Annotated in this window: 24 protein-coding genes; 8 read left to right on the top strand and 16 right to left on the bottom strand. The window is 72.8% G+C overall.

The annotated features are described in order from the left end of the window. The first annotated feature begins 35 nt into the window (after positions 1 to 35). The gene (locus IG78_RS42535) at positions 36 to 254 is read left to right on the top strand and encodes a hypothetical protein (RefSeq protein WP_031128510.1); all 219 of its coding nucleotides are present in this window, start codon (positions 36 to 38) and stop codon (positions 252 to 254) included. A gap of 31 nt (positions 255 to 285) precedes the next feature. Here IG78_RS42535 and IG78_RS0122635 read toward each other — a convergent pair whose 3' ends face one another. The 3 genes from IG78_RS0122635 to IG78_RS0122625 form a co-directional block, all read right to left on the bottom strand. Then, positions 286 to 696: a hypothetical protein gene (locus IG78_RS0122635; RefSeq protein WP_030566061.1), complete on the bottom strand. Its 411-nt coding sequence runs from the start codon at positions 694 to 696 to the stop codon at positions 286 to 288. 100 nt (positions 697 to 796) lie between these two features. Next, positions 797 to 1045, bottom strand: coding sequence for a hypothetical protein (locus IG78_RS0122630; protein ID WP_030566059.1), 249 nt, complete (start codon positions 1043 to 1045; stop codon positions 797 to 799). 192 nt (positions 1046 to 1237) lie between these two features. Further along, on the bottom strand, positions 1238 to 1924 hold the full coding sequence (locus IG78_RS0122625) for an HAD family hydrolase (protein WP_030566056.1): 687 nt from the start codon (positions 1922 to 1924) through the stop codon (positions 1238 to 1240). A 102-nt stretch (positions 1925 to 2026) separates the two neighbouring features. Between IG78_RS0122625 and IG78_RS0122620 the strand changes: the two genes are divergently transcribed. Next, entirely contained in the window at positions 2027 to 2476 is a 450-nt protein-coding gene (locus tag IG78_RS0122620; RefSeq protein WP_078964883.1) for a GerW family sporulation protein, read from the top strand. 30 nt (positions 2477 to 2506) lie between these two features. Here IG78_RS0122620 and IG78_RS0122615 read toward each other — a convergent pair whose 3' ends face one another. Beyond that, complete coding sequence (locus IG78_RS0122615; protein WP_030566052.1) at positions 2507 to 2989, bottom strand: Lrp/AsnC family transcriptional regulator; 483 nt, start codon at positions 2987 to 2989, stop codon at positions 2507 to 2509. 229 nt (positions 2990 to 3218) lie between these two features. Between IG78_RS0122615 and IG78_RS0122610 the strand changes: the two genes are divergently transcribed. From IG78_RS0122610 to IG78_RS0122600, 3 genes are all read left to right on the top strand, one after another. Further along, a complete protein-coding gene (locus tag IG78_RS0122610) occupies positions 3219 to 3914 on the top strand; it encodes a L,D-transpeptidase (protein WP_030566050.1) in 696 nt (231 codons plus the stop codon). Positions 3915 to 4209: 295 nt separating this feature from the next. After that, entirely contained in the window at positions 4210 to 5721 is a 1512-nt protein-coding gene (locus IG78_RS0122605; protein WP_030566048.1) for an FUSC family protein, read from the top strand. Positions 5722 to 5850: 129 nt separating this feature from the next. Then, positions 5851 to 6888: a lactonase family protein gene (locus tag IG78_RS0122600; RefSeq protein ID WP_030566046.1), complete on the top strand. Its 1038-nt coding sequence runs from the start codon at positions 5851 to 5853 to the stop codon at positions 6886 to 6888. A 163-nt stretch (positions 6889 to 7051) separates the two neighbouring features. On the opposite strand, the gene IG78_RS0122595 is transcribed toward IG78_RS0122600, so the two are convergent. The 9 genes from IG78_RS0122595 to IG78_RS0122555 all read right to left on the bottom strand — a co-directional run bounded on the left by IG78_RS0122595 (position 7052) and on the right by IG78_RS0122555 (position 18046). Further along, the gene (locus tag IG78_RS0122595; protein WP_078964885.1) at positions 7052 to 7996 is read right to left on the bottom strand and encodes a sirohydrochlorin chelatase; all 945 of its coding nucleotides are present in this window, start codon (positions 7994 to 7996) and stop codon (positions 7052 to 7054) included. Between the two features lie 244 nt (positions 7997 to 8240). After that, entirely contained in the window at positions 8241 to 9218 is a 978-nt protein-coding gene (locus IG78_RS0122590; protein WP_030566042.1) for an N-acetylglucosamine kinase, read from the bottom strand. Then, the gene (locus tag IG78_RS0122585; protein WP_030566040.1) at positions 9215 to 9892 is read right to left on the bottom strand and encodes a uracil-DNA glycosylase; all 678 of its coding nucleotides are present in this window, start codon (positions 9890 to 9892) and stop codon (positions 9215 to 9217) included. The genes IG78_RS0122590 and IG78_RS0122585 overlap by 4 nt, the downstream gene beginning before the upstream one ends. 99 nt (positions 9893 to 9991) lie before the next feature. Next, a complete protein-coding gene (locus tag IG78_RS0122580) occupies positions 9992 to 11077 on the bottom strand; it encodes a WD40/YVTN/BNR-like repeat-containing protein (protein ID WP_030566038.1) in 1086 nt (361 codons plus the stop codon). Positions 11078 to 11180: 103 nt separating this feature from the next. Continuing rightward, the gene (mmuM, locus tag IG78_RS0122575; protein ID WP_030566036.1) at positions 11181 to 12119 is read right to left on the bottom strand and encodes a homocysteine S-methyltransferase; all 939 of its coding nucleotides are present in this window, start codon (positions 12117 to 12119) and stop codon (positions 11181 to 11183) included. Then, complete coding sequence (locus IG78_RS0122570) at positions 12116 to 14311, bottom strand: ABC transporter ATP-binding protein (RefSeq protein ID WP_430739048.1); 2196 nt, start codon at positions 14309 to 14311, stop codon at positions 12116 to 12118. Before IG78_RS0122570 ends, mmuM begins: the two co-directional genes overlap by 4 nt. Continuing rightward, positions 14308 to 15222 (bottom strand): ABC transporter permease, encoded by a 915-nt coding sequence (locus tag IG78_RS0122565; protein ID WP_030566032.1) that lies wholly within the window; start codon positions 15220 to 15222, stop codon positions 14308 to 14310. Before IG78_RS0122565 ends, IG78_RS0122570 begins: the two co-directional genes overlap by 4 nt. Beyond that, entirely contained in the window at positions 15219 to 16169 is a 951-nt protein-coding gene (locus IG78_RS0122560; RefSeq protein WP_030566031.1) for an ABC transporter permease, read from the bottom strand. Before IG78_RS0122560 ends, IG78_RS0122565 begins: the two co-directional genes overlap by 4 nt. Further along, a complete protein-coding gene (locus tag IG78_RS0122555) occupies positions 16166 to 18046 on the bottom strand; it encodes a peptide ABC transporter substrate-binding protein (protein WP_051852854.1) in 1881 nt (626 codons plus the stop codon). The genes IG78_RS0122560 and IG78_RS0122555 overlap by 4 nt, the downstream gene beginning before the upstream one ends. Before the next feature lie 226 nt (positions 18047 to 18272). Between IG78_RS0122555 and IG78_RS0122550 the strand changes: the two genes are divergently transcribed. The 3 genes from IG78_RS0122550 (at position 18273) to IG78_RS0122540 (ending at position 22175) form a co-directional block, all read left to right on the top strand. Continuing rightward, complete coding sequence (locus IG78_RS0122550) at positions 18273 to 19499, top strand: ROK family transcriptional regulator (RefSeq protein WP_030566027.1); 1227 nt, start codon at positions 18273 to 18275, stop codon at positions 19497 to 19499. A gap of 95 nt (positions 19500 to 19594) precedes the next feature. Beyond that, the gene (locus IG78_RS42530) at positions 19595 to 21277 is read left to right on the top strand and encodes a M81 family metallopeptidase (RefSeq protein ID WP_037685222.1); all 1683 of its coding nucleotides are present in this window, start codon (positions 19595 to 19597) and stop codon (positions 21275 to 21277) included. 79 nt (positions 21278 to 21356) lie between these two features. Then, positions 21357 to 22175: a transporter substrate-binding domain-containing protein gene (locus tag IG78_RS0122540; RefSeq protein ID WP_030566023.1), complete on the top strand. Its 819-nt coding sequence runs from the start codon at positions 21357 to 21359 to the stop codon at positions 22173 to 22175. Between the two features lie 35 nt (positions 22176 to 22210). Here the strand turns inward: IG78_RS0122540 and IG78_RS0122535 are convergent, their stop codons facing one another. From IG78_RS0122535 to IG78_RS48255, 3 genes are all read right to left on the bottom strand, one after another. Continuing rightward, positions 22211 to 23242, bottom strand: a complete 1032-nt coding sequence (locus IG78_RS0122535) for a hemolysin family protein (protein ID WP_030566022.1) — start codon at positions 23240 to 23242, stop codon at positions 22211 to 22213. Next, on the bottom strand, positions 23239 to 24723 hold the full coding sequence (locus IG78_RS0122530) for a hemolysin family protein (protein ID WP_078964890.1): 1485 nt from the start codon (positions 24721 to 24723) through the stop codon (positions 23239 to 23241). The genes IG78_RS0122535 and IG78_RS0122530 overlap by 4 nt, the downstream gene beginning before the upstream one ends. A gap of 479 nt (positions 24724 to 25202) precedes the next feature. Further along, positions 25203 to 25282 (bottom strand): TerD family protein (locus tag IG78_RS48255; RefSeq protein WP_249926131.1); only part of this gene is annotated, 80 nt, incomplete at its 5' end.

Here is a 25282-nt window from a genome sequence, read left to right as displayed (position 1 = left end):
GGGTTTTCAACTCCGCCAGTGGACAAGGTGGTTCCATGCCCCGCACGCGTTCCCTGCGCCGCTCCGTCGCCCTCGTGGTCGCATCGCTCGCCGCCATGACCGCACTCACAGCACCGGCCGCCGCCGTGCCCGTCGGGGCGGCATCCCCCACGGCGGCGAGCCCGCTGCCACCGCTGCCCGAGTCGCTGATCACCGAAGGCGTCACCATCGAAGGCCCGCTCATCAACAACGTGGTACTGCCCCTCGGCGCCTGACCCGCTCCGGCCGGGTCAGGCGTCAGCGGCGTCAGCGGTTCGACAGGCAGAGGTGGACGTCCTTCTCCTGATCCCCGAAGGCCGAGCCCTCGTCGCTCACGGAGAACGCGGAGGCCAGGAACGTCCGCATCCGGTCCACCCCCACATAGCCGCCCTGCACATCGGCGGAGACCGGCCGGGACAGGGTGCCCGCCGTGCCGGGTGGGGCGGCCTCGCCCGCCGCGGCGATGTCGAAGGTCTCGGTCCACACCGTGGCCTTGCCACCGCCGCCCGCGGCCGCACCGGACGCGCCGTCCGTGTCGCTCGCCCCGGTGGGGGCGTCCGCCGGAGCGGCCTGGGGAAAGGCCGCGCGCAAGAGGTCGAAGACCGCCGCCGCGTCCTCGGCGGAGCAGTCGCTGAGCTCCACCGTGACCGGTGCCGAGGACAGTTCCTTGTCGCTCACTGCTCATCATTCCTTTCGTGGTGCGTGTGCTCGGGTCGGTCCCGGTGAGCTGGCGGCGGACAGGCCGGCGGCGGATCAGGGCGCGCGTCCACGTCCGCGCCTAGTCCGCGGGCTCGTCCGGTACGGGGCCGTCGGGCCCCGGGCCGGGTGCGGGCGGGGTGCCGCGCCTGCCGGTGCCCGCCTCGTCCGTGTCGGGCACGTCGTCGTCGGCGTCCGGCGCGTTACCGGTCGTCTCGGAGTCGTCGTCCGGGTCCCAGGGGTCCTCCCCGTCCTTCGCCTGCTGGTCGGGCAGGTCCCGCGGCACGGGCGGTCCCTCCGCACCGACGGACGGGGGGTTCTGCTCGCTCACGATGGTGCCTCCGTTCTTCGCGTGGCCTTCGACGGCGCGCTGGGCGCTTTCGCGGAGGCGGTTGCCTCCGGCCGCGGGGCGCAGGTACCCACGCCGTTCGCGGTGACACCTCCGTCCTGATCACCGTGTACCGGCTCCGGCGATCCGGCCAGTCGACGACCACCAGGCCGGGCTGCCCGTGGGCGGGTCCGGCTACGCCCCCGCCGTCAGCCAGTCAAGGGCCGCCTGTGCCGTGAACTCCTCCTGGCCGTCCCGGAACAGCAGGTCCGCCGACGCGAAGGCCGGGTCGTCCGCCTGCGCGGCGACGTAGGGGATCGCGATGCACCGCATGCCCGCGGCCCTCGCGGCGAGCGCACCCGGCGCGGCGTCCTCAAGGACCACGCAGTCGGCGGGCTCGGCACCGAGAAGCGCGGCCGCCGCGAGGAACACGTCGGGCGCGGGCTTGCCGTGCTCGACCTCGTCCGCCGAGACGATCGTGGTGAGGTGGGCGTCGAGGCCGGTGACCGCGAGGATCGCCTCGATGGCCGTGCGCGAGGACCCGGACGCCACCGCCATCGGCACCCCCGCCCCGCCCAGCGCCTCCACGAACTTCCCCATCTGCGGGAAGACGCGGGTGGACGCGCCCGCGAGGGCCAGATAGCGCCGGTTCTTCTCCGCGAGCAGATCGGCGAGCGGCGCACTGAGGCCGTACCGCTCCTTCCACAGGGCGAGGGTCTCCTGGGTGGAGATGCCGACGTACGTCTCGTGGTCCGCCCAGGTGAACTCGGAGATGCCGTGCTCCGCGAGGAGCTGCCGACCCGCTTCGAAATAGTTCGGCTCGCTGTCCACGAGCGTTCCGTCGAGATCGAAGATGACCGAGGTGTGGTTCAGGGTGCGCATGTGCCCAGCATGCCTGGTGGCGCCTCCATGCCCGGTGGCGCCTCCATGCCGCCTCCATGCCCGGTGGTGCCTGCATACCTGGCGGTGCCTATCGTGTGCGTCATGAGATCGCGTCGTGTGAAGGACCGTGGCCGCACCGGGCAGTTGGCGCAGAGCCCGGACGCCCCGCAGGCCGGGGCGTCCGCAGCGCAGGCCGCCGCCGTCGCCCTGATGGAGCGCCTGGCGAACGAACTGAAGGGCCCGTCATCAGCGGTCGTCTACGGCGAGCCCGTCACCGAAGGGGGCGTGACCGTCGTACCGGTCGCCGAGGTGGGCTTCGGCTTCGGCGGCAGCGCGGGACCCGCGACGGGAACGGGCGAGGACGGCGCGGGCATCGTGGGCGGCGGCGTCAAGGCCCGGCCCCGCGGCTTCATAGAGATCAAGAACGGGACCGCCACCTACCGACCGCTGCGGAACCCCTGGCTGGACGCTGCCCTGCCCCTCGCCGCCCTCGCGGCAGGCGCCGCGCTCCCCGGCCTCGTACGCCGCGTCGCCCGTCGCCGCCCCGGCTGAGCGGCGCCTTCCCCGCCCCGGGGCCCCTGCTCACTTCTGTGCGGCCGCCGCCCGCCCCATCGACTCGACCAGCGGCAGCAACCGGTGCGGAACCCGCTCGCGCAGCGCCATCTCCGTCCGTGTGCGCACCACGCCAGGCAACTGGATCAGGCGCTGGATGACGTCCTCCAAGTGGCCGTTGTCCCGGGCGACCACCCGGGTCAGGAGGTCGCCGCCGCCGGTCATGGAGAACGCCTCGATGATCTCCGGTACGGCCGCGAGCGCGTCGCCCACCTCGTCGAGGTGCCCCTGGGTGACCTCGATGTGTACGAAGGCGAGCACGGGGTGGCCGAGTGCGGCGGGGGAGAGCTTCGGTCCTGTGCCCGTGACTACCCCCTCGCGCTCAAGGCGGTCGAGGCGGGCCTGGAGGGTGCCGCGGGCGATGCCCAGGATGCGCGCGTACTCCCGCACGCTGGTGCGCGGCTGCTCGAGGAGGAGCCGCAGGATGCGGGTGTCGAGTTCGTCGACGGCCATGGTGCGGTTCTCCCGGGTGCGCGAGTCGATCACTGGTGACCGTACCAACGGCCCGGTGCCCCCGCTCGACCGCTGTTACGTACCTGTTTCACTTCGCACTGCAACGAGTCGGCCCTTTCCGCGGTCTAACAGGCGAACACCGACACACGTCGGCGAACACCGACATAAGACGCACGACATCACGACATCACGACATCACGACATCACGACATACGAGGAGTGGACCGCAGTGGGGGACATACGCAGACGAGGAGTCGTCGCTCTGGGGATCACCGCGCTGGTGGCCCCGCTCACGGTGGCCCTGGGGAGCACCACCGCGCAGGCCGCGTCGTGTTCGGCGCAGGCGGGCCCGTACCAGAAGAAGGTCGAGAAGTTCCTGGGCCGCCCGGTGGACGGCCGGCAGTCGACCGCCGACTGCAAGGCCATCAAGGCCTTCCAGACGAAGCACTCCATCAGCCCGAACGCGGGCTACGCGGGCGCCGTGACCTGGGGCGTCATGGATCTCATGAACAAGCAGAAGGCGGCGGGCAACAACCCGAACAAGGCGGGCAAGTGCCCGGTGAACAAGGGCCGCATCGCCTGCGTCGACCTGACGCGTCAGCTCAGTTGGATCCAGGACGGCAAGACCCTGAAGTACGGCCCGGTGCCGGTGCGCACCGGCCGCAACGGACACGAGACCCGCACCGGCCTGAAGAAGGTCTACTGGCGGGACATCGACCACGTCTCCAGCCTGTACCACGTGGCGATGCCCTACAGCCAGTTCTTCGACGGCGGTCAGGCCTTCCACTCCGTCGGCATCAGCGTCTGGGCCCCGCCGGGCTCGCACGGCTGTGTGAACATGACCAAGAAGGACGCCGTCAAGTACTGGAACATGCTCCGCAAGGGCGACGACGTCTTCACCTACGGCCGTAAGCCCGGGACCTGAGCCCCGGTGCCGGCCTGAGCCCGGGAGCCGGTGCGACGACGTGGCCGTTGGCCCGACGACGTACCGGCTCCGAGGCTCCAGACTGGGCCAATGGCCCTGCCGTACGAGTCCCGGTTGAGCCACCGGGCCCCTGAATGGTGTGATGGTTCCGTCGATGGCGCTGCGGGATTCCGCGGCGCCTTATTCATGTCCGCATTCATGTCCGCATTCATGTCCGCATGCGTCAGGTCCGGACTCTGCCTGTCCGGAGTCGGGCAGGCCGTGACCGCCGGGACCGCAGAGGGGTGGCAAAACTGTGCTGAAGTCGATGTTCGTGGCTCCGGATCCGGGGCGGCTGCGGTTGCGCAGCGCCACCCGAGCCGTCCTCGGCATCTCGCTGGCGGTCGCGGTCTGCGCCCTGATCGGCCACTCGCTGGTCGCGGCGATCATCGCCGGGCTCGCCGCGCTGCTCGCGCTGTTCACCGTCCTCGACACGACGGTCCGCGGGCAGGCGGTCACCACCGCGCTGCTGCCCGTCGTGGGCTTCCCCGTCCTCGCGCTCGCCGCGCTCCTGCACGACTACCCGGTGGCGCGCGACCTGGCGTTCCTCGCGGTGATGGGGGCCGGCGTGTACGCGCGCCGGTGGGGGCCCCGGGGCCACTCCCTCGGCGTGTTCGCCTTCATGACCTTCTTCGCCGCGCAGTTCCTGCACACGGAGCTCGCGCAACTGCCCGACCTCTACGGAGCGATCGGGGTGGCGCTGCTCGCGTCGTCGACGGTCCGCTTCGGCCTGTGGTGCTACGAGCGGCGCCTGCCGGCCCCGGCGGTGCCGGTGCTCGCCGCGCGCCGTGGGCTCGCGCGGGCCACCACGCGACAGGCCGTCCAGGCGACCCTCGGCGGGGCCGTCGCCCTCGTCGTCGGCCACCAGCTCTCCGGAGACCGCTGGTACTGGGCCATCGGCGCCACTTGGTGGATCTTCGTGAACACCGTGTCACGCGGCGAGACCCTGGTCCGCGGCTTCCGCCGGGTCCTCGGCACGCTGATCGGCATCGCGGTGGGCGCCGTCGTGGTCCTGCCGCTGCACGGCGCCCTCGTGCCCACCGCCGTCCTCGTCGCCGTCTGCGTCTTCGGGATCTTCTACACCGCCGCCGTCTCGTACACGTGGATGATGCTGTCGGTGACCGTGATGGCGGGCGGCCTCTACGGCCTGCTCGGCGTCCTGGACCCGGGGCTGCTCGCGCTGCGGCTCCTGGAGACCGGGGCCGGTGCGCTCGGCGCGGTGATCGCCGTGCTGCTCGTGCTGCCCGTCACCACCCACGACACGACCACCGCCTGGATCGAGCGGGCCGTCCGCACCGTGCACGCCTGCACCCGGGAGGCCGCGGCCCGCCTCTCCGGCTCGGCCACGGCCGACCCGGCCCCGCACATCGCCGAGCTGGAGCTGACGCTCGCCCGGGTGCGGCTCTCGCTCGCGCCGCTCGTGCACCCGCTCAGCCCGCTGCGCGCGCGGCGGGCCCGGGCACACCAGGTCATCGCGCTGCTCGACGAGTGCGCGGCGCAGGCGCGGAGCCTGACCGCCATCGCCGCCGACCCCGAGGCCTCCTACGACGACCGCCTCGCCGCCGCCTGCGCGCGGGTCGAGGCCGCCGTCGAAGCGCTGATCGCCTCCGAGGAGGCGCTGGCCGGTCCTGCCGCCCCCGCCGCCGTAAAGCACGCCGGTGTCACCGAACCCGCCCTCGCGCATCTGCACCGCCTGGAGCACGCGCTGCTCGAACTCGCTGCGCCCGTACGGAGTTCGCCGCGCAGACGGCGGCTCGTCGGCGCCTGACGCCCCGGCCCCCTCGGCCCCGGGTACGGGGTGCCCCCTCCGCCCCCAGTGGTCCAGACCAGGCTGCTAGCGTCACCTCCGTGGTGCCGCCGGGGCGCGGCGCCCGAGGCGAACCGAGAGGGGAACGCAGTGGTCGGGCAGGAGCGGCGGGCGTACATCGGGTCCTTCACACGGGCGGGAGGGCCGGGCATCGTCACCGCGGCGTTCGACGCCGCGTCCGGCGCGCTGACCGCCCTGGGGTCGTCGGACGCCGTCGCCGACCCCTCGTACCTGGCGCTGTCGGCGGACGGCGGCACCCTCTACGCGGTGAGCGAGAGCACCGAGGGAACGGTCTCCGCGTTCCGCACGGCGGGGGACGCCGTACGGCTGCTCGGCGCCCCGGTGTCCGTGCGGGCTGCCGCCCCCACCCACCTCACTGTGCACGACGGGCACGTCCACACCGCGAACTACGGCTGCGGCAGCGTCACCAGCGTGCCCGTCGACAGCGACGGAAGCCTGGCCTCCGCCCCGGCGGGCGTGCTGCGACACCAGGGTTCGGGACCCGACCAGGGGCGCCAGGAAGGCCCCCACGCCCACCAGGTGCTGCCCGACCCCGGCGGCCGCTGGGTCCTCAGCGTCGACCTCGGCACCGACTCCGTGCGGGTCTGCTCGCCGGGCGACGACGGGCTCACCGTGCGGCACGAGGTCGCGCTGCGGCCCGGCACCGGGCCGCGGCACCTCGCCTTCCACCCCGGCGGCCGTTTCGCGTACGTCCTGAACGAACTCACGCCCACCCTCACCGTGTGCTCCTGGGACCCCGCCGACGGCACGCTCCGGCCGCTCGCCGAGACGCCCGTCCTCTCCGGCGAGCCCGACGGCGACGCCTACCCCTCGGAGGTCGTCGTCGCGCCCGACGGCCGCTTCCTGTGGACGGCGACCCGGGGCGTGGACGTCATCTCCGTGTTCGCCCTCGACGAGGAGGGCGCCGCCGCCCGTCTGACGGCTTCCGTGGACTGCGGCGGCGCCTGGCCCCGTGACCTGGCCATAGATCCCTCAGGGCGCTTTCTGTACGCCGCCAACGAGCGGTCCGGGGACGTCACCTGGTTCGCCCTGGACGCGGACAGCGGGCTGCCCCGGAGCGCGGGGGCGATCGGCGTTCCGGCGGCGAGCTGCGTGGTCTTCGCCTGAGCGGCGGGGCCCGCTCTTCCGCGGGTGACGCGTCGAGGCGGCTTTCCGCGGGTGACGTGCGAAGGCGACCGCGTCCGGGACATGTGGTGGGGCCGCCCCGATCTCGGGGCGGCCCCACCACATGTCCCGCGTTCCGTATGTCCAGCGTTCCGTCTGCTGTGCGTCAGCGCACCGATGCCCCGGACGGCTGCGGCGGCGTGATGCCGAGCGCCGTCGTGTACTTGGACAGGGCCAGTTTGCCGATCGCGGGGTAGGCGCCGAGCGGTTCGGCGACGGCGCAGCCCGCCTCCTTCGCGGCCGCTTCCAGCAGGCTCGCGTCGATCTCGGGGCCGATCAGGTACGGCGCGAGGGCGAGCTGGGCCGATCCCGAGCCGCGGAGCTGCTCGGCGATCGCGGCGACCGAGCCGTCCTCGTCGAGGGCGGCGGCCATCACCGGCACCGCGAGCCGGGCGGCGAGCAGCATGCCGGTGATCCCCGCGGCCTGCACGGCCTCGTCGCCGCCGACCGTGGCGAGGACGATGCCGTCCGCCGCGGTCGCGACCGTGAAGAGCCGCGCCCGGTCGGCGCGGGCCAGGCCCGCCTCGGACAGGCGCACGTGCAGCGCCTCGGCGAGCAGCGGGTGCGGGCCGAGGACATCGGTCAGCTCGGCCGCGGCACGGCTGTCCATCACGGCCTGCCGGATGCGGCGCATCAGCGCGTTGTCGGGGCCCGCGAGCAGGGGCACCACCACGGCGACGGGGCCCTCGGGGCGGCGGGCGTCCTCGACGCCGGCGGCCAGCGCCTGCTCGTAGCGTGCGGTGCGCTCGGCGGCGGTGTGCGCGAGCACGGCCTGCAGCGTGGGGAACTCCGCCGACGGGCCGGCGTCGGCGTCCGTCCCGTCGACGTAGCCGATCCTGACATCGAGGCCGGGCAGCTCGGAGCGCGAGATGGAGGCGACCTCCTCGGCGAGGCCGCGCGTGCTGGTGCTGGGGACGCCCGGCACGGCGAGGACGAGCGCGGGCGCGCCCTCGGGAGCCGCGACGGGCTCCGGGCGGCGGTGCCGGCCCGGCTGACGGGGTCGCGGCATTCGTACGGGCAGGCCCGATGCGGGCCCAGTGGAGGAGCTCATGGCGCCGCATGCTACTGGCTTGAGGGCCTCCGCCGTTCGGGGAGGGTGCAGGTCAGCGGTATAAGTCCGCTTTGTCGGGTGGGTGGGGAGAGGGCTGCGAGGCGCGTGTCGATTTGTGTGTTTGGTGTGCTCGCATGTGACGCGTGAAGCGAGCGGAATCGGTGCTTCGGTGCGCGGTACTCCGGGTGCCCCCGGGGTCGTACGCCGGAGTGCGCGGCCTGCCCGTCCCCAGTGGGTGTTCCGGTCACTCCGGCACGTACAGCAGGTGCGGGTCGCGGGGCAGTTCGAGGGTGTCCGTCGCGAGGGCGGCGGCGATGTGGACGGCGCCGTCGAGCGGGTCGCCCGCGGCCGGAACGCGGTGGGCGTGGGGGAGACGCTCCGTCAGATGGGCCTCCAGGGGCTCCATGAGCGGGGCGCCGAGCTGTAGGAGGCCGCCGGTCAGGGAGACGTCGCAGGACCCGTCGGGCGGGCAGGCCGCGACCGCCGCGTCCGCGATGTGCCCGGCGGCCTCCCGCAGCACGCGGACGGCCATGGGATCGCCGTCCACCGCGCAGCGCCCCACCTCGGGCGCGAACGCGGCGAGCACGGCGGCCCTGTCCGCCCGCGGGTACAGTTGGCCGGGAAGGCCCGACAGCGGGCCGCCGAACAGCTCCTCGGCGCGGGCGCGCAGCGCGGCCGAACCGCCGGGGCGCCCGTCGAAGTCCCGCATCGCCGCCTCCAGACCGGCCCGGCCGATCCAGGCACCGCTGCCGCAGTCGCCGAGCAGATGGCCCCAGCCGTCGACCCGCCGCCACCCGCTCAGATCGGTGCCCAGGGCGATCAAACCGGTGCCCGCGGCGACGACGACGCCGGGCCGCCCGCCGAGGGCGCCCGCATAGCCGGTCACGGCGTCGGCGGCGAGCGCCACCCGCCGCACCCCGAACAGCTCGGCGAGCGCACCGGGCAGTTGGGCGCGCAGGTCGTCGCCGAGTGTCGCCGTCCCGGCGGCGCCGACGGCCGCCGCGGCGATCCGCCCGCCGCCCGCGGCCGCCAGCAACCGCCGCACCATGGGCGTCAGTTGCTCCAGCATGTGGGCGGCGTCGATGCCGCGGGGACCGGTTCGCACCGGCTCCCGCGACCGCACGGGACCGCCCGCGGGCGGCACGTCGGGCAACCCGCCGAGGACGGCACGCAGCCCCGAACCACCGGAGTCCACGCCGAGGACGAGCACCCGCTCCGTCACGGCAGCCGCCAGTCCACCGGCTGCGCGCCCTGCCGCGCCAGGAGGTCGTTGACGCGGCTGAACGGCCGCGACCCGAAGAAGCCGCGGTCCGCCGACATCGGCGAGGGGTGCGCGGACTCCACCGACGGCAGCTCACCGAGCAGCGGTCGCAGATCGCGGGCGTCACGGCCCCACAGGATCGACACCATCGGCCGGCCGCGCGCGGCGAGCGCCCGGATCGCCTGCTCGGTGACCTGCTCCCAGCCCTTGCCGCGGTGCGCGGCGGGCTTCCGCGGGGCCGTCGTGAGCGCCCTGTTGAGCAGCAGCACGCCCTGCCGGGTCCACGGCGTGAGGTCGCCGTTGGACGGCTGGGGCAGACCGAGGTCGCTGTTCAGCTCACGATAGATGTTGATCAGGCTGCCGGGCAGCGGTCTGACGTCGGGCGCCACCGAGAAGGACAGACCGACCGCGTGCCCGGGCGTGGGGTACGGATCCTGGCCGACGATCAGTACGCGCACCTCGTCGAACGGCTGCTGGAAAGCGCGCAGCACGTTCGCTCCGGACGGTAGATAGGTGCGGCCCGCGGCGATCTCCGCGCGCAGGAAGTCACCCATGGAGGCGATCTGTTCGGCCACCGGCTCCAGGGCCTTGGCCCAGCCGGCTTCGACGATTTCATGCAAGGGTCGTGGTGCCACGGAGCGTCACTCTACTGCCGTACCCATCGCGCCGATCAACCAATGCCGAAGCTCGTCACCGCCCGCACCGCCCGCACCGCCCGGAAGCGGCGGCACCAGTCACTCCAGGACAGCGGCCCGCACGCACAGGACGTCCGGCAGGTGCGAGGTCAGTTGCTCCCAGGTGTCGCCGTCGTCCGCCGACGCGTACACCTCGCCGTTGCGGTTGCCGAAGTAGAGGCCCGCCGGGTCCGCGCCGTCCGTGCACATGGCGTCCCGGAGCACCACGCCGAAGTGGTCGCCCTGCGGCAGGCCTTCGCTGAGCGGCTGCCAGCTCTTTCCGGCGTCGGCCGTGCGGTAGACACGACACCGCCGGTCGGCGGGGACACGGTCCGCGTCGGCGTTGACGGGGAACACATACGCCGTGTCGCTCCGGTGCGGGTGGGCGACCACCGCGAAGCCGAAGTCCGACGGCAGGCCCTCGCCGATGTCCGTCCAGTGGGCGCCGGAGTCGTCACTGCGATACACCCCCCAGTGGTTCTGCAGATACAGGCGGTCCGGGTCCACGGCGTCCCTGGCGACCTTGTGCACGCACTGGCCGAACTCCGGGTCCGGATCCGGCAGGAACACCGCCGAGACCCCGGAGTTGGACGGCCGCCAGCTCGCCCCGCCGTCCTCGGTGCGGAACACGCCCGCCGCGGACACGGCGACCGTGACGGAGGCCGGGTCGCGGGTGTCCGTGAGGATGGTGTGCAACCCCTCGCCGCCGCCTCCTGGCTGCCACTGCGAGCGGGTCGGATGCTCCCACAGCGGGCGGACGAGCGTGAAGCTCTCGCCGCGGTCCTCGGAGCGGTACAACGCGGCGGGCTCCGTGCCCGCGTACACCACGTCGGGCTCCGCGGCGGCCGGGTGCAACTGCCAGACGCGCTCCAGGGACGCGCCGGTGTCCTTCGGGAACTTCACCGCGGGCTTCCGCGGCTCCGTCCAGGAGCGCCCCAGGTCGTCGGAGTGGAACACCGACGGCCCCCAGTGCGCGCTGTCGCCGCCCACGAGGAGGCGCGGTGCCGGGCCACGGGTGTCGATCGCGACCGAGTAGACCGCCTGCGCGTTGAAGTACGGCCCGTCGTCGAACCGCCATGTGCCGTGCGTGCGGCGGGCGACGAACAGGCCTTTTCGAGTGCCTACGGTGAGCAGGACGTCAGTCATGACTGGCACCTTCCGGACGACGTTGTCTCAGGTACGGCTCAGTGTGCACCCAGCCACTGACAACGACGCCCGGGAACCGTGTCTGCCCAGGTCAGGGCGCGGGTCAGCCGTGGATCTCGCGCGCCACCTGCGCGATTGCCGCCGGACCCACCCGGCAGCAGCCGCCGACGATCCGTGCGCCCGCGGCGCGCCAGCCGTCCGCCCGCTGCGGGGCGAAGCGGTCGGGGCCCTGCCAGGAGCGGGTGGTGGCGTCCCAGGTCTCACCGGAGTTGGGGTAGACCACGACGGGCCTGCCCGTGACGCGGGCGGCCAGGGGGACGGCGGTGTCCGCGTCGCGCGGGTCGCAGCAGTTGACGCCCACCGCGACGACCTCGTCGGATTCGGCGGCGAGCGCGAACGCCTCCGTGAGTGGCTGCCCGGCCCGGGTGCGGGCGCCCACCACGGTGTACGAAAGCCAGACGGGCACGCCGAGGCCGCGCACCGCGCGCAGCAGGGCACGGGCCTCGTCGGTGTCGGGCACGGTCTCCAGGGCGAGCACGTCGGGTGCCGCGTCGGACAGGACTTCGAGGCGGGGGCGGTGGAAGCGCTCCAGGTCGGCCACCGACAGGCCGTAGCGGCCGCGGTACTCGGAGCCGTCGGCGAGCATCGCGCCGTACGGGCCCGCCGACGCCGCGACCCACAGGGGACGGTCCGTGTGCGTCGCCGCCGCGGCCTCGCGCGCCAGTGTGACGCTGAGCCGCAGCAGCTCGGCCGTGCTGACCACGTCGACGCCGTACCGCGCGAAGCCCTCGAACGTGGCCTGGTAGCTGGCCGTGGTGACGACGTCGGCGCCCGCCTCGTAGTACGCCAGGTGCGCCGCCCGCACCGCGTCGGGCCGTTCGGCGAGCAGCCGCGCCGACCACAGGGCGTCGGACAGGTCGTGGCCCGCGGCCTCCAGTTGGTTGGACAGACCGCCGTCGAGGACCAGGGTTTCGCGGGCAAGGGCGGCGGCGATGCCGTCGCCACCGCCGGTCCCCGCGCGCGGGGTCGCCACGTCGTTCATACGACCGACGTTAGCCGAGACGCGGTGAGCGGGAAGTGACATGCGACCTGGTGGCCCTCGCCGCTCGGTGTCGTCACCGGCGGCTCCGTCGTCGCGCACACCTCCTGAGCGAGCGGGCAGCGGGTGCGGAAGCGACAGCCCGAAGGGGGCCTCGACGCGGACGGGGTCTCACCGCTCAGCGGCGCCCGGTCCGCGGCGGACGCCGCCGCCGGGTCGGGCACGTTCACCGTGTCGAGCAGGCCACGGGTGTAGGGGTGCAGCGGGCTGGCGTACACCCGCTCGGCGGGGCCGGACTCCACGAGTTTGCCCAGGTACATGACGCCGACGGTGTCCGCGAGGTGCCGGATCACCGCGAGGTCGTGCGAGATGAACAGATACGTCAGGCCGTGCTCGCGCTGGAGCTCCCGCATGAGATTGAGGATCTGTGCCTGCACCGACACGTCGAGCGCCGACACCGGCTCGTCCGCCACCACCAGGTCCGGCGAGAGCGTCAACGCCCGTGCGAGGCCGAGGCGCTGGCGCTGGCCGCCGGAGAACTCGTGCGGGTAGCGGTGTACGGCGCCGCGCGGCAGGCCCACGGCGTCCAGGAGTTCGGCGGTGCGCCGCTCCCGGTCGGCGCGGCTGCCCACGCCCTGGATGACCAGCGGCTCGCGCAGGATCTCTCCGACCCGCATGCGCGGGTCCATCGCGGCCGTCGAGTCCTGGAACATCAACTGGATGCGGCGCCGGTGGGCGCGGCGCTCCGCGCGGGTGAGACCGGCCAGGTCGCGTCCGTCGAAGCGGACCGTGCCCGCCGTCGGCTCCTCCAGGCCCGCCACGATCCGGCCGAGGGTCGTCTTGCCGCAGCCGGACTCGCCGACCATGCCGTACGTCTCGCCCCTGCGGACGGTGAGCGAGACCCCGCCGACGGCGCTCACCGTGCCGCGGCGGCGCCCGAACGGGCCGCCGGGCAGCGGGAACTCCTTGGTCAGCGCGTCCAGGCGGAGCAGGACGCCGCCGGGCTCGGTGGCCGCGGCGGGCGGCGGCGTGACGACCTCTTCGGCGGGCGCGTCACCGTACGGCACCGGGTGGAAGCACGCGAACCGGTGCGCCGCGCCCGCCTCCGCGCCGAGGCCCGCGTCCGCCCCCGCGCCGAGCTCCGCGTCCGCGGCCAGGTCGGGCTCCCGCTCCCGGCAGGCGTCCGTGGCGAACGCGCAGCGCGGTGCGAACCGGCACCCCGTGGGTCGCGTCGTGAGGCTTGGCGGGAGCCCCAAAATGGTGTGCAGCTCGGTGCCCCGCTCCGCCGCCCGCTCGGGGAGAGCGGCGAACAGGGCCTCCGTGTAGCGGTGCCGGGGGCGGGCGAACAACGCGCGTACGGGCGCCTGTTCGGCGACGCGGCCCGCGTACATCACCGCGACCCGGTCGACGCGGTTGGCGATGACCCCCAGGTCGTGGGTGACGAGGATCATCGCCATGCCGAGGGTTGCGCGCAGGGAGTCGATGAGTTCCAGGATCTGGTGCTGCGTGGTGACGTCGAGCGCGGTCGTCGGCTCGTCGGCGATGAGCAGCTTCGGCTCGCACACCAGGGCCATCGCGATCGCCACGCGCTGGCGCATGCCGCCCGACAACTGGTGCGGATAGGCCTTCATGCGCTCGGCGGGCTGGGGCATGCCGACGAGCCGCAGCATGTCGTGGGCCCGCGCCCACGCCTCCTTCCTGCCCAGGTCCGCACGGTGCAGGAGCAGTGGCTCCGCCACCTGCGCGCCGATGGGCATCGTGGGGTTGAGCGAGGTCAGCGGGTCCTGGAACACCATGCCCACGGTGTTGCCGCGGACGTTCTGAAGGGTCGGCGCGGACGCGGTGGCCAGGTCCTCGCCGTCGAAGAGGATCCGGCCGCCGGTGACACGACCGCCGGGCGGCAGCAGGCCGAGGACGCTCAGCGCGGTCATGGTCTTGCCGCAGCCGGACTCGCCGACGATGCCGAGGGCCTCGCCGGGTGCGAGGTCGAGGGAGACACCGTCGAGCGCGTGCACGGTGCGGTCGCGCGAGGCGATGTCGACATGCAGCCCCTCGATGCTGAGCAGCGGCCCGGGGGCGCCGGGCCGGGCGTCGGTGACCTGTGGTTCCGTCATGTCGAGCTGTGGTTCCGTCATGTCGGGGTGGTCCTTTGCTTCCGCGGCCGTGCCCTTGCCGTCGCCTGCGTCGCCCGTCACTTGCGCAGCCGCACTTCGAAGGCGTCCCGCAGCCCGTCGCCGATGAAGTTGAACGCGGCGACGACGAGGACGATCGCGATGCCCGGCGGGAAGATCAGCCACCAGTAGCCGTTCTGGGTGTAGGTGATGCCTGCCGACAGCATGGACCCCCAGTCGGCCGAGGGCGGCGGGATGCTGAGTCCGAGGAACGCCAGGTAGCTGACGTAGAGGATGGCGTCGGCGATCTGGAAGGTGCAGTTCACGATGACCGTGCCGATGGCGTTCGGCACGATGTGCTTGAAGACGGCACGGGCGCCACCGCCGCCCATCATCCGCATCGCCTGCACGTACTCGCGGTTGCGCAGCGACAGCGCCTCGCCGCGCACGAGCCGCGCCGGGGACAGCCAGGCGACGGCGGCGATGACGAGGATGAGGACGCCCTTGCTGGGTGTGATGATCGCGGCGACCACGACGAGCAGGAACATCGCGGGGATCGCGAGGGCCGCGTCGGTGATCCGCATCAACGCGGCGTCCACCCAGCCGCCGAAGTAGCCGGAGACGGCGCCGTACACCGTCCCGAAGAGCGTGGCGAGGAGCCCCGCGGCCAAGCCGATCTCCAGCGACGTCTGTCCCGCGACCATCAGGCGGCCCACCATGTCGTAGCCGAGGTCGGTGGTGCCGAGCAGATGGCCCTCGGTGCCGGGGGAGAGGTTGGCGCGGGAGAGGTCGGTGTGGGTCTGCTCGGTGTCGTACAGGAGCGGGCCGACATAGCTGAACAGGAGGAGCAGCGCGAGCAGGACGACACCGGTGAGGGCGAGCTTGTTGCCGGTGAAGACGTCCAGGGTGCGGCGGGCAAGGGAGGGTGTGGCCCGGGCCGCCTCCTCGTGGCCCGGTGCGGTGACGGGGGTGCTCGTGGGGGCCGCGGAGGTCATGCCACGCTCCGTATCCGGGGGTCGAGGACGGCGTACAGGACGTCCGTGAGGAGCGAGCCGATGACGGTGGCGATGCCGACGACCAGCGTCACGCCGAGGAGCACGGGGAAGTCCGAGCCCTGGGCCGCGTTCCAGAAAAGCAGTCCCATGCCGGGGTAGTTGAACATCGACTCGACGACGAGGGCGCCGCTGAACAGCGTCGGCAGATAGAGGCCGAGGAGCGTCGCGAGCGGGATCAGGGCGTTGCGCAGGACGTGCCGGACCATGATGCGGCGGTTCGACTGTCCCTTGGCCATGGCGGTGCGGACGTAGTCCTCGGTGAGGTTGTCAAGGACCGCCGAGCGCATATAGCGGCTGAACATCGCCACGATGCCGAACGCCATCGTCACCACCGGCAGGACCAGGCCGGAGAACTCGCTCAGGAGTTCGCCGACGGACTCGCCCTGCGGTGCCTCGGCCGGGAGGACCGGCAGCACCTGCGCGAACAGGATGATCATGACGAGGCCGAGGAAGAACACCGGCGTCGCGTACAGCAGGAACGCGAGCCCCGTGAGCGCGTAGTCCGACGCCTTGCCGCGCCGCACGGCCTGGAGCAGGCCCAGGGGGATCGCGATGACGACGGCGAGCACGGTGGACAGGACCGTCAGGAGCAGGGTTTTCGGCAGCCGCTGCTTGAGGAGCTCGAAGACGGGCGAGTTGAGTTTGTACGAGTCCCCGAGATCGCCGGTGAACAGCCGCTTCAGGTACATGAAGTACTGCGTCGGCAGGGAACGGTCGTACCCCTGCTGGTGGTTGAAGTCGGTGATCTGCTGCGGTGTGCCCTTCGGGCCGAGGATCGCCCGCGCCGGGCCGCCCGGCAGCATGTGCAGCAGCACGAAGACGATGATCGACACGAGGAAGAGGACGACGAGCGCCTGCAGGAAGCGCTTGACCAGAAAGCCGGTCACTGGTCGGCCTCCTTCTTGTCGGCGTTCTTCTTGTCGTTCTTGTCGCTCTTGTCGGCGTGCTTGACGAAGTACCAGTCCTGCGGGGAGAACGTGACCGTCGGGTTCTGCTCGATGCCCCGCAGGTCGTTGCGGATCACGGAGACCTGGTACGCGGGGTTGGGCATCCACATCACCGGCAACTGTTCCGCCAGGTACTCGCCGTACTCGTGCACGGCCTTCATGTCGGGGGAGTACTGCACCGCCCGGATGACGCGGTCGGCCTTCTTGTCGCTGTAGTTGCCGAAGTTGGCGGACGCCCCGGTGGAGAACAACTGCTCGCCGCTGGGGTTGAGCGGGTAGTACCAACTGCCCGCCGTGCCGAAGAAGGACATGTCCCAGTCGCAGCCGGGGTCCTTCGCCGTGCACGGCACGGAATTGCCGAGCACCGAGTTGAGCGGCTGCTGGCGCACGGTGAGGTCGATGCCCGCCTTGGAGAGCGACGACTTGAGTTCCTGCATCATGTTCGTCGTCTCCGTGGAGCCCGACTGCGAGAGCAGCGTCAGCTCCAGGGGGTCGTTCCCCTCGATGCCCTCGCCGCACCGGTCCGCGCCCGCGCCGGGGCGTACGCAGCGCGCGGTGCCGTCCCTCGTCTCCCAGCCGCGTGCCGTGAGCAGGGACTTCGCCTTCGCCACCGAGAACGGATAGCGGTCGCGCTCCATCGCCTTCGACAGGTACTGGCTCTTCGGCGTGACCGGTACGGGGCCGAGCGTCGGGGTCGCGCTGCCCTGCCAGATGACGTCGCTCATCGCCTTCTGGTCGACGAGGTGCTGCATCGCCTGCCGGATGTAGAGCTGACGCATGAGCGGGCCCGCGTGCGTGGAGTTGAAGTTGTAGACGATGTACGTGGCCGCCCAGCCCTCCCACGGGTCGACGCGGTAGCCCTTGTCCTCGAACCTGCCCTTCTGCGCCATCACCGACGGCGGGATGTAGCCGTAGTCGACACCGCCCGAGCGCAGCACGTTGTACTCGGAGTCGGCGGTGGTGAAGGGCTTGAAGACGACCTTGTCCAGGTGCGGGCGCTCGGACTGCGGCCCGGTGAACTTCTCGTTCGGCACGATGGTGACCTGGCCGCTGTCCCGCCAGCCCGCCAGCTTCCAGGGGCCGTTGACGGTCTTCCACAGCGGGTCGGAACCGTAGGAACCGAGGCTCTTGCCGTGCCGGGTGAGGCGGGCGAAGACCTCCTTCGCGCCCTTCTCGATGCGGTCGAAGTCGCCGACGGGACCGCCGTCGATGCGTGCGCCCCACGCGTGCTGCGGCAGCGCGCGCATCCGCGTGAGCTGGTTGGCGGTGAACCAGTCCGGGTTGTACGCCCGGTCGAGACGCAGCCGCACGGTGTGGTCGTCCACCGTCTCGAACGCCTTGATGTTGTCCGGCATGGTGCCGACCGAGTAGGCACCCCACTGCGCCTTGTTGGCCTTGACGAGGTTGAACCAGAACTCCAGGTCACGGGCCGTGACCGGCTTGCCGTCGGACCACTTGACGCCCTTGCGCAGCGGCAGCGTGACGGTCTTGTTCCCGTCGGAGTAGCGCGGCTGAAGGCCCAGGGTGCTCGGGCCGTGCGTGGTCAGCTCGCCGTTCTTCCGGTCGAGCACGGCGTCGTACACCGGCATGAACAGCAGGAACTGAATACCGGCGTTGTACGAGGCGCCGTAGCCGGGCGGGCCGATCGGGAAGATCCAGTTGGGCGTCGCGTTGGGCGGCAGGGCCATGGTCGCGGTGCCGCCCTCGACCGGAACGCCGCCGGTCGGACCCATGTCGACGCGGCCGCCCTCACGGGTGCAGCCCGTGAGGGCCGCGAGCACGAGGACGGCGGCCGCCGCCGCCTTGAGTGAGCGCATGGTGGTGGGCCTCCAGGAACTGCCGGGACCGGATCCGTACACGTGAGCGGTAGGGAGGCCCGAACGCTAGGCCTGTGAGGAAAAGCAAGTCAAGGGCTTCGTTCGGCAGAAGCCGCGGAAGCTCAGGAGTTGGGCCGCCTTTTACGAAAGGGGTGGTCAACTTCCTTCGAGGCGACCTAGTCTTCGGCTCGCACTCGAAACAACTCATCGAACCTACGGGGGCGGTATGGCGGGCACTGCACACGGCGAGCCCGGGTCGGCGCAGCACATCGTGCACCTGGTGTCCTCGGGCGCGGCCTCCTCGCGGGCCGACCTGGTGCGGGAGCTGGGGCTCGCGCCGTCCACCGTGTCGCTGCGCGTCCAGGACCTGGTCGCCGCGGGGGTGCTGTCCGAGTCCGGTGAGGGCGTGTCGCGCGGCGGGCGCCGCCCCCGGCTGCTCCGGGTGCGCCCGCAGGGCGGGCTCGCGCTCGCCGCCGACCTCGGCAGCCACCACGCCCGGCTCGGCGCGGTCGACCTCGACGGCACCGTCCGTGACACCGCGGACCTGCCGCACGACATCACCGCGGGCCCGGAGTCCGCCGTCGACTGGCTGTGCGAGCGCGTCACCGAACTCGCCGGGCGCGAGCGCGCCGCGGGCCGCCAGGTGCGCGCCCTCGGCGTCGCCTTCCCCGGCCCGGTGCGTCCCGGCGACGGCCGCGTCCTGAGCCCGTCCCGGATGCCCGGCTGGCACCGCTATCCGCTGCGCGAGGTTCTCGAAGAGCGCGTGGGCCTGCCCGTGACCGTCGGGAACGACGCGACGATGATGGCCGTCGGCGAGCACTCCGTCGCCCGTCCCGACCTCGACCACATGGTCGTCGTGAAGGCGGGACGAGGCATCGGCAGCGGCGTCATCGCGGCGGGCCGCCCGCACGACGGCGCCAACGGCGCGGCCGGCGACATCAGCCACGTACGCGTCGAGGAGGCCGGTGACCGGCCGTGCAGTTGCGGGAACATCGGCTGCCTGGAGACCGTCGCGAGCGGCGCCGCCCTCATCCGTGAACTCGCCCACCACGGCGTCGACGTGACCACCACCGGCGAGCTGCTCCGCCTGGTCGCGGACGGCGACCCGCGGGCCACCACCCTGGTGCGCACCGCGGGACGGCACATCGGCGCCGTGCTGTCCGTCGTCGTGAACTTCTTCAACCCCCAGGCCGTGGCGCTCGGCGGAGTGCTCGCCACCGCGGAACCGCTGGTCGCGGCCGTCCGCGGCGTCCTGTACGAGCGCTGCCTGCCCGTGGCCACGGCGGACCTGGAGATCACCACCACGGTGACGGGACCGGACGCGGGCCTGCTCGGCGTGGGCCTCACCGCCCTGCGCCGCCACCTCGCGACCGGCCCCCCGCCCCGGGACCCCGCCACCGCCCACCCGGCACCGTCCGACCCCTCCGCCCAGGAAGAGAGCGCACCCGCATGACCGTGACCCCGGCCGTGACCCCGGCCGTGACCCCGGCCGTGACCCCGGCCGTGACGGCAGCCACGTCGGCCGCCCCCGCCGTCACGCACCGCCGCCTGCGCATCGGCATCGGCGGCATCGGTATCGAGTCCTCCACGTTCTGCCCGCACCGCTCCGTCGCCGACGACTTCCGCCGGACCCGGGGCCAGGAACTCCTCGACCGCTACACGTGGACGGCGCCCGACTCTGACCTGGCCGACCTCGTCGAGTGGGTACCGCTGCTGCACGCGACGGCGCTGCCCGGCGGCCCGGTGGAGGCCGAGTCGTATCTGACCCTGAAGGACGAGCTGGTCACCCGCATCCGGCGGGCGGGTCCGCTCGACGGCCTCGTGTACGACATCCACGGCGCCATGAGCGTCGTCGGCCTCACCGACGCGGAGGCGGACCTGACCGAAGCGGTGCGCGCGGCCCTGGACTTCGTCGGCACACCGGATGGCGGCGGTGAGGGCGCCCTCATCGGCGCGGCGGACGGCGTCCCGGGCGGCGCACCGAACCGGGCCCCCGGCGGGGCACCGGGCAGCGTCCCCGGCGCCACATCGAACAGCGTCCCCGGCGGGACCGGGCACCGCCCCATGATCTCCGCGGCCATGGACCTGCACGGCAATGTCTCCTACCGCTTCGCGGCCCCGGTCGACCTGCTCACCGCGCACCGGCTCGCCCCGCACGAGGACGCCTGGGAGACCCGTGAGCGCGCCGCCCGCAACCTGGTGCGCTGTCTGCGCGAGGGCACGCGGCCGCACCGCGCCTGGGTGCAGGTCCCGGTCCTGCTGCCGGGCGAGAAGACCAGCACCCGCCTGGAACCCGCCAAGTCCCTGTACGCCTCGCTCGCCGGGATCGAACGGCTGCCCGGCATCCTCGACGCGGCGATGTGGGTCGGCTACGCCTGGGCGGACGAGCCGCGCTGCCAGGCCGCCATCGTCGTCACCGGCGACGACGCCGAACTGGCCGCCGCCGAGGCGGGGAAGCTGGCCCGCCGCTACTGGCAGGCCCGGCGCGACTTCGCCTTCGTGGGCCCGACCGGTGACGCGCAGGAGTGCGTCGCCAGGGCTGTCGCCTCATCGAAGCGGCCGTTCCTCATCAGTGACTCCGGCGACAACCCGACGGCGGGCGGAGCGGGCGACCTCGCGTACATGCTCGGCAAGCTCCTGGAGAACGACGCGATCCGCTCCGGCGATGTCACCGCCGTCCACCCCGGCATCACCGACCCGGTGGCGGTCGCCCACTGCTTCGCCGCGGGCGTCGGCGCGGAGGTGACGCTGTCCGTCGGCGGCAAGGTCGACACGAACCACGGCGGGCCCCGCGAACTCACCGGAACCGTCGTGGCGTTGCAGCGCGCCGCCGACCAGAAGGACCGGGCCGAGGGCGGCGCCTACGACCGGGGCGTGGACATGGCGGCGGTCCGCGTGGGCGGTCTCACCGTGATCCTCGTCGAGCGCCGCAAGCCCTTCCACACGCTCGCCGACTTCATGGGCCAGGGCGAGGACGGCCTCGGCATCGACCCGCGGACGTTCGACCTGGTCGTGGTCAAGATCGGCTACCTGGAGCCGGAGCTGTACGACATGGCGGCCGACTGGCTGCTCGCCCTCACTCCGGGCGGCGTCGACCAGGACCTGAAACGGCTCGGCCACCACCGGGTGGAGCGGCCGATGTTCCCCTTCGACGAGGACGCGTACGAAGATGGCGAGGGCCCCCGCCTGACGGCGGTCCACCTGCCGCCGCTCACCCCGTACCGCGCCTGACGCCAGAGACCTGAGGCCAGGAGCCTCACGCCAAGAACCTCACACCAGAGCCCTGACGCCCGAGAGAGGAATCGTCCGTATGAAGGGTGCCGCCACCCTGTCCGCCCTGGTCTGCCTGCTCGCCGTCACGGCCGCCGCGCCCGCCGCACCCGACGCAGCCCGGCACCCGAAGCCCGCAGACAAGGGCGGCAGCCTCCTGGACTCCGTCCCCCGCAAGGGCGTCCTGCGCGTGTGCACGACCGGCGACTACCGCCCCTTCACGCACCGGGAAGCCGACGGCACCTACAGCGGCATCGACGTCAAGATGGCCAAGGACCTCGCCAAGTCCCTGGACGCCCGGCCGAAGTTCGTCGCCACCACCTGGAAGGAGCTCGCCGACGACGTGGCGGACGGGCGCTGCGACACAGCCGTCGGCGGTGTCTCCATCACCCTGCCGCGCGCCCGCAAGGTCGCCTTCAGCGAACCGACGCGTAAGGACGGCAAGACGCCCATAGTGCGCTGCGCGGACAAGGAGAGGTTCGGTGACGGCTGGCTCGCCGACATCGACAAGCCCGGCACCAAGGTGATTGTCAACCCGGGCGGCACCAACGAGCAGTTCGCCCGCACCCACATCAAGCGGGCCACCCTCACGCTGCACCCCGACAACACCACCATCTTCAAGGAGATAGTCGACGGCCGGGCCGACGTGATGATGACCGACGCCAGTGAAACCCGCTACCAGTCCACAATCCACCCCGAACTGTGCGCACTGCACCCCGACAAGCCGTTCACCTTCGCCGAGAAGGCGTACGCCCTGCCGCGCGGTGACGCGCAGTTCAAGGAGTACGTCGACCAGTTCGTGCATCTGGCCACGCATGACGGGACGTACGCGGCGTACGAGGACGAGTGGATGAAGTGAGTCCGGCGCCGGGCCAGGTGCCGGAACGGGTCGGGTCAGGGCCGACCGGGGGAGGCCGCGGGCTTCAGGTAGCGGGCGAGCAGGTCGTCCAGGGTGACCATGCCCGTGAGGCGGCCCGAGTCGTCGCAGACCAGGGCGAGCGAGGCGCGGCGGTGGCGCAGTTGTTCCACCGCGTGGGCGAGCGGGGTGTCCGCCGGGAGTTCGGGCAGCGGGCGGGCCAGCTCGCGGGCGCTGGTGCCCCGGCCCCGCGCCCGGGCCACCAGGGCGTCCCTGGCGTGCACCGACCCGAGCACGGTGCCCCCGTCGCGGACGAGCAGCCGGGTGCGGTCGTGCTCCGCCGCCGTGCGCAGGACGTCGTCGGGGCGGGCGTCGGCCTCGACGGCGACGGCGTCCGCGGCGGGGGTCTGCAAGTCGCCGACCGGGGTGAGCGGCTCGGTGAGGGAGCGGATGATCAGCTCGGAGTCGTCCTGGCTGATCAGGCCGAGCCGCCGGGACTCGGCGACGAGATGCGTGAGCTGCTCGCGGTTGTGCACCGAGGTCAGCTCGTCGCGCGGCTCGACCCGGCACAGGCGCACCAGGCTGTTGCTCATCCGGTCGAGCACCCGGATGAGCGGCCGCACGGCGGTCACCGTCGCACGGAAGGCGGGGGTCAGCAGCATCGCGGACCGCTCGGGGTGGGCAATGGCCCATGACTTGGGCGCCATCTCGCCGAGCACCATGTGCAGGAACACCACGACGATCATCGCGACGGCGAAGGAGACGCCGTAACTCAGGCCGCTCGGCAGGCCAAGGCGGTGCAGCAGCGGGTCGAGTTCGTGGGAGATGGCGGGCTTGGACACGGAGCCGAGGCCCAGGGTGCAGACGGTGATGCCGAGCTGGGCGCCCGCCAGCATCAGGGAGAGCTCGCGCATGCCCGCGAGGACCGCCTTGGCGCCGCGCCTGCCCTCGGCCACCGCCTTCTCCACGCGGTGGCGGCGGGCGGCGACGAGCGCGAACTCGGCGGCGACGAAGAAGCCGCTGCCGATCAGCAGCACGACGGTGACGAACACCGCCAGGGGGAAGCTCATGAGCGAGCCTCCCCTCGGTCGGTGCGTGCGTCCGGCCCATCGGCCCGCGCGTGCGGCCCGTCGGTGCGTGCGTGCGGCCCGTCGGCTTGTGCGTGCGGCCCGTCGGTGCGTGCGTGCGGCCCATCGACCCGCGCGTCCGGCCCGTCGGTGCGTGCGTCCGGGTGCTGATCCGCCTCGGGCAGCCGCTCCAGGCGTACGCGCGCGGGGACGTGCCGGTCCAGAGCGCGTACGTCCACGACCGCGTCGAAGCCGTCGGGCAGGCGCAGCGTGAGGCGGTCGCCGACGGCGGGGAAGCGGCCGAGCCGGTCCACGATCAGACCCGCCACGGTGTCGTAGTCGTCCTCCTCCGGCAACTGGACGCCGGTGGCGTCGGCCACCTCGTCGAGGCGCCGGCCCGCGTCCACCAGCCAGCCGCCGCCGTCGCGCACGGCGACGTGCACCACTTCGTCGCTCTCGTCGGCGATGTCGCCGACGAGCTCCTCGGCGATGTCCTCGTACGTGACGATGCCCGCGACGCCGCCGTGCTCGTCGAGGACGACGGCGAACTCGTCGTCGCGCGCCCGCATCTGCCGCACGGCGTGCGGAAGTTCGAGCGTGTCGGGGAGCAGCAGGGGCTGCCGGGCGAGGGCGGCGGCGGTGGCGCCGGGGAGGTGGTGCCCCGCGGTCCGCATCAGCTCGCGCACGCCGAGGACACCGGTGACGTCGTCGGGGTGGTCGCCGAGCACCGGGTAGTTGGAGTGGCCGTGCCGGGCGATGAGCTCGACGGCTTCGGCGGTGCTCGCGTCCTTGCGCACGAAGACGGCGTCGACGCGCGGCACCATCACCTCGTCCAGGGTGCGATCGGAGAACGCCAGGGCGTGGTCGAGGAGGTCGGCGGTGTCCTTGGGCAGCTCACCGCGCTCGTGGGACTCGCCGATGAGGTGGCCGAGCTCCGCCAGGGACGCGCCGTGGTGCAGCTCCTCCACGGGCTCGATGCCCACCCGGCGAAGGAGACGGTTCGCGGCCCCGTCGAAGATCCGCACCACCGGTCCCACGACCTTCAGGTAGGCGAGCGTGGAGGCGGCGAGGGACTTGGCGAGGCGTTCGGGCACGGCGATGGCGAGGTTCTTCGGCGCCAGCTCGCCGAGGACCATCTGGATCACGGTGGCGAGCACGAAGGCCAGCGCGACGGAGACGCCGGTGACGGCGCCCTCGGGCAGCCCCATGCCGGTCAGGGCCGGTTTGAGCAGCGTGGACACGGACGGCTCGGCAAGGAAGCCGACGACGAGCCCGGTGACCGTGATGCCGAGCTGCGCCCCCGACAGCATGAAGGAGAGCCGCTCGAGGACTTGCAGGGCACGGGCGGCGCGCCGGTCGCCCGCGTCGGCCGCACGGGCGAGCGCGAGCCGGTCCACGGAGACGTAGGCGAACTCCTGGGCGACGAAATAGCCGGTGCCCGCGGTCAGGACGAGAACGGCGAGCAGGCCGAGCACGGCACTCATCGAACACCACCCCGCCGGGTGCCGGGGCCGCCTGCCTCAGTTGGTCGCCGGGCGCCGGCAGGGAAAGGGCGGGGCGGTCGGGGACAGTGCCCCGGGGGGTCCGGGTCCGTCGAGCTGGCGGACAAAGGGTGGCTCCTCGTGCATCGTCTGTGCCGATGCAACGATTCTGATCCCGCCCGAGTTCCCCCCCGCCTGCGCCTCGGTCGGCGTCCGGCCTTCCAGCCAGGGCGGAGGCCCCCGCGTACGCGGCTTCGAGCGAGTCCCCGGTGTGCCGGTGCCCCGGCCGGTCGAGGGTCACGAACAAGGTCGTACCGCCGTCGGACACGCGCCAGGGGTACGCACCGAAGCCCCAGGGGCAGATGGGTGGCCTCGGCGACCCCGGGCAGCCGGCGAGCGGCGACGCGGACATGGGACGACCGGCTCAGCCGACGGGTGGCTGGGCCGGTCCGGGTGCCCGGTGGTGCGGTGCGGGGCGGGTGTCAGACGTTGACGCCGAAGTCCGACGCGATGCCGCGCAGGCCGCTCGCGTAGCCCTGGCCGACGGCGCGGAACTTCCATT

It is taken from the genome of Streptomyces aureocirculatus, assembly GCF_000720475.1.
Classification (GTDB): Bacteria; Actinomycetota; Actinomycetes; order Streptomycetales; family Streptomycetaceae; genus Streptomyces; species Streptomyces aureocirculatus.
The sequence above is the reverse complement of the archived record's forward strand: the minus strand, read 5'-3'. Positions and strand labels throughout refer to the sequence as shown.

What these genes read in the sequence shown, in the direction of transcription:
- IG78_RS0122580 (WP_030566038.1), bottom strand. Translation starts at nt 11,077, where the DNA reads ATGACTGACGTCCTGCTCACCGTAGGCACTCGAAAAGGCCTGTTCGTC.
- IG78_RS0122555 (WP_051852854.1), bottom strand. Translation starts at nt 18,046, where the DNA reads ATGCGCTCACTCAAGGCGGCGGCGGCCGCCGTCCTCGTGCTCGCGGCC.
- IG78_RS0122550 (WP_030566027.1), top strand. Translation starts at nt 18,273, where the DNA reads ATGGCGGGCACTGCACACGGCGAGCCCGGGTCGGCGCAGCACATCGTG.
- mmuM (WP_030566036.1), bottom strand. Translation starts at nt 12,119, where the DNA reads ATGAACGACGTGGCGACCCCGCGCGCGGGGACCGGCGGTGGCGACGGC.
- IG78_RS42535 (WP_031128510.1), top strand. Translation starts at nt 36, where the DNA reads ATGCCCCGCACGCGTTCCCTGCGCCGCTCCGTCGCCCTCGTGGTCGCA.
- IG78_RS0122625 (WP_030566056.1), bottom strand. Translation starts at nt 1,924, where the DNA reads ATGCGCACCCTGAACCACACCTCGGTCATCTTCGATCTCGACGGAACG.
- IG78_RS0122530 (WP_078964890.1), bottom strand. Translation starts at nt 24,723, where the DNA reads ATGAGTGCCGTGCTCGGCCTGCTCGCCGTTCTCGTCCTGACCGCGGGC.
- IG78_RS0122565 (WP_030566032.1), bottom strand. Translation starts at nt 15,222, where the DNA reads ATGACCTCCGCGGCCCCCACGAGCACCCCCGTCACCGCACCGGGCCAC.
- IG78_RS0122535 (WP_030566022.1), bottom strand. Translation starts at nt 23,242, where the DNA reads ATGAGCTTCCCCCTGGCGGTGTTCGTCACCGTCGTGCTGCTGATCGGC.
- IG78_RS0122540 (WP_030566023.1), top strand. Translation starts at nt 21,357, where the DNA reads ATGAAGGGTGCCGCCACCCTGTCCGCCCTGGTCTGCCTGCTCGCCGTC.
- IG78_RS0122615 (WP_030566052.1), bottom strand. Translation starts at nt 2,989, where the DNA reads ATGGCCGTCGACGAACTCGACACCCGCATCCTGCGGCTCCTCCTCGAG.
- IG78_RS0122620 (WP_078964883.1), top strand. Translation starts at nt 2,027, where the DNA reads ATGAGATCGCGTCGTGTGAAGGACCGTGGCCGCACCGGGCAGTTGGCG.
- IG78_RS0122595 (WP_078964885.1), bottom strand. Translation starts at nt 7,996, where the DNA reads ATGAGCTCCTCCACTGGGCCCGCATCGGGCCTGCCCGTACGAATGCCG.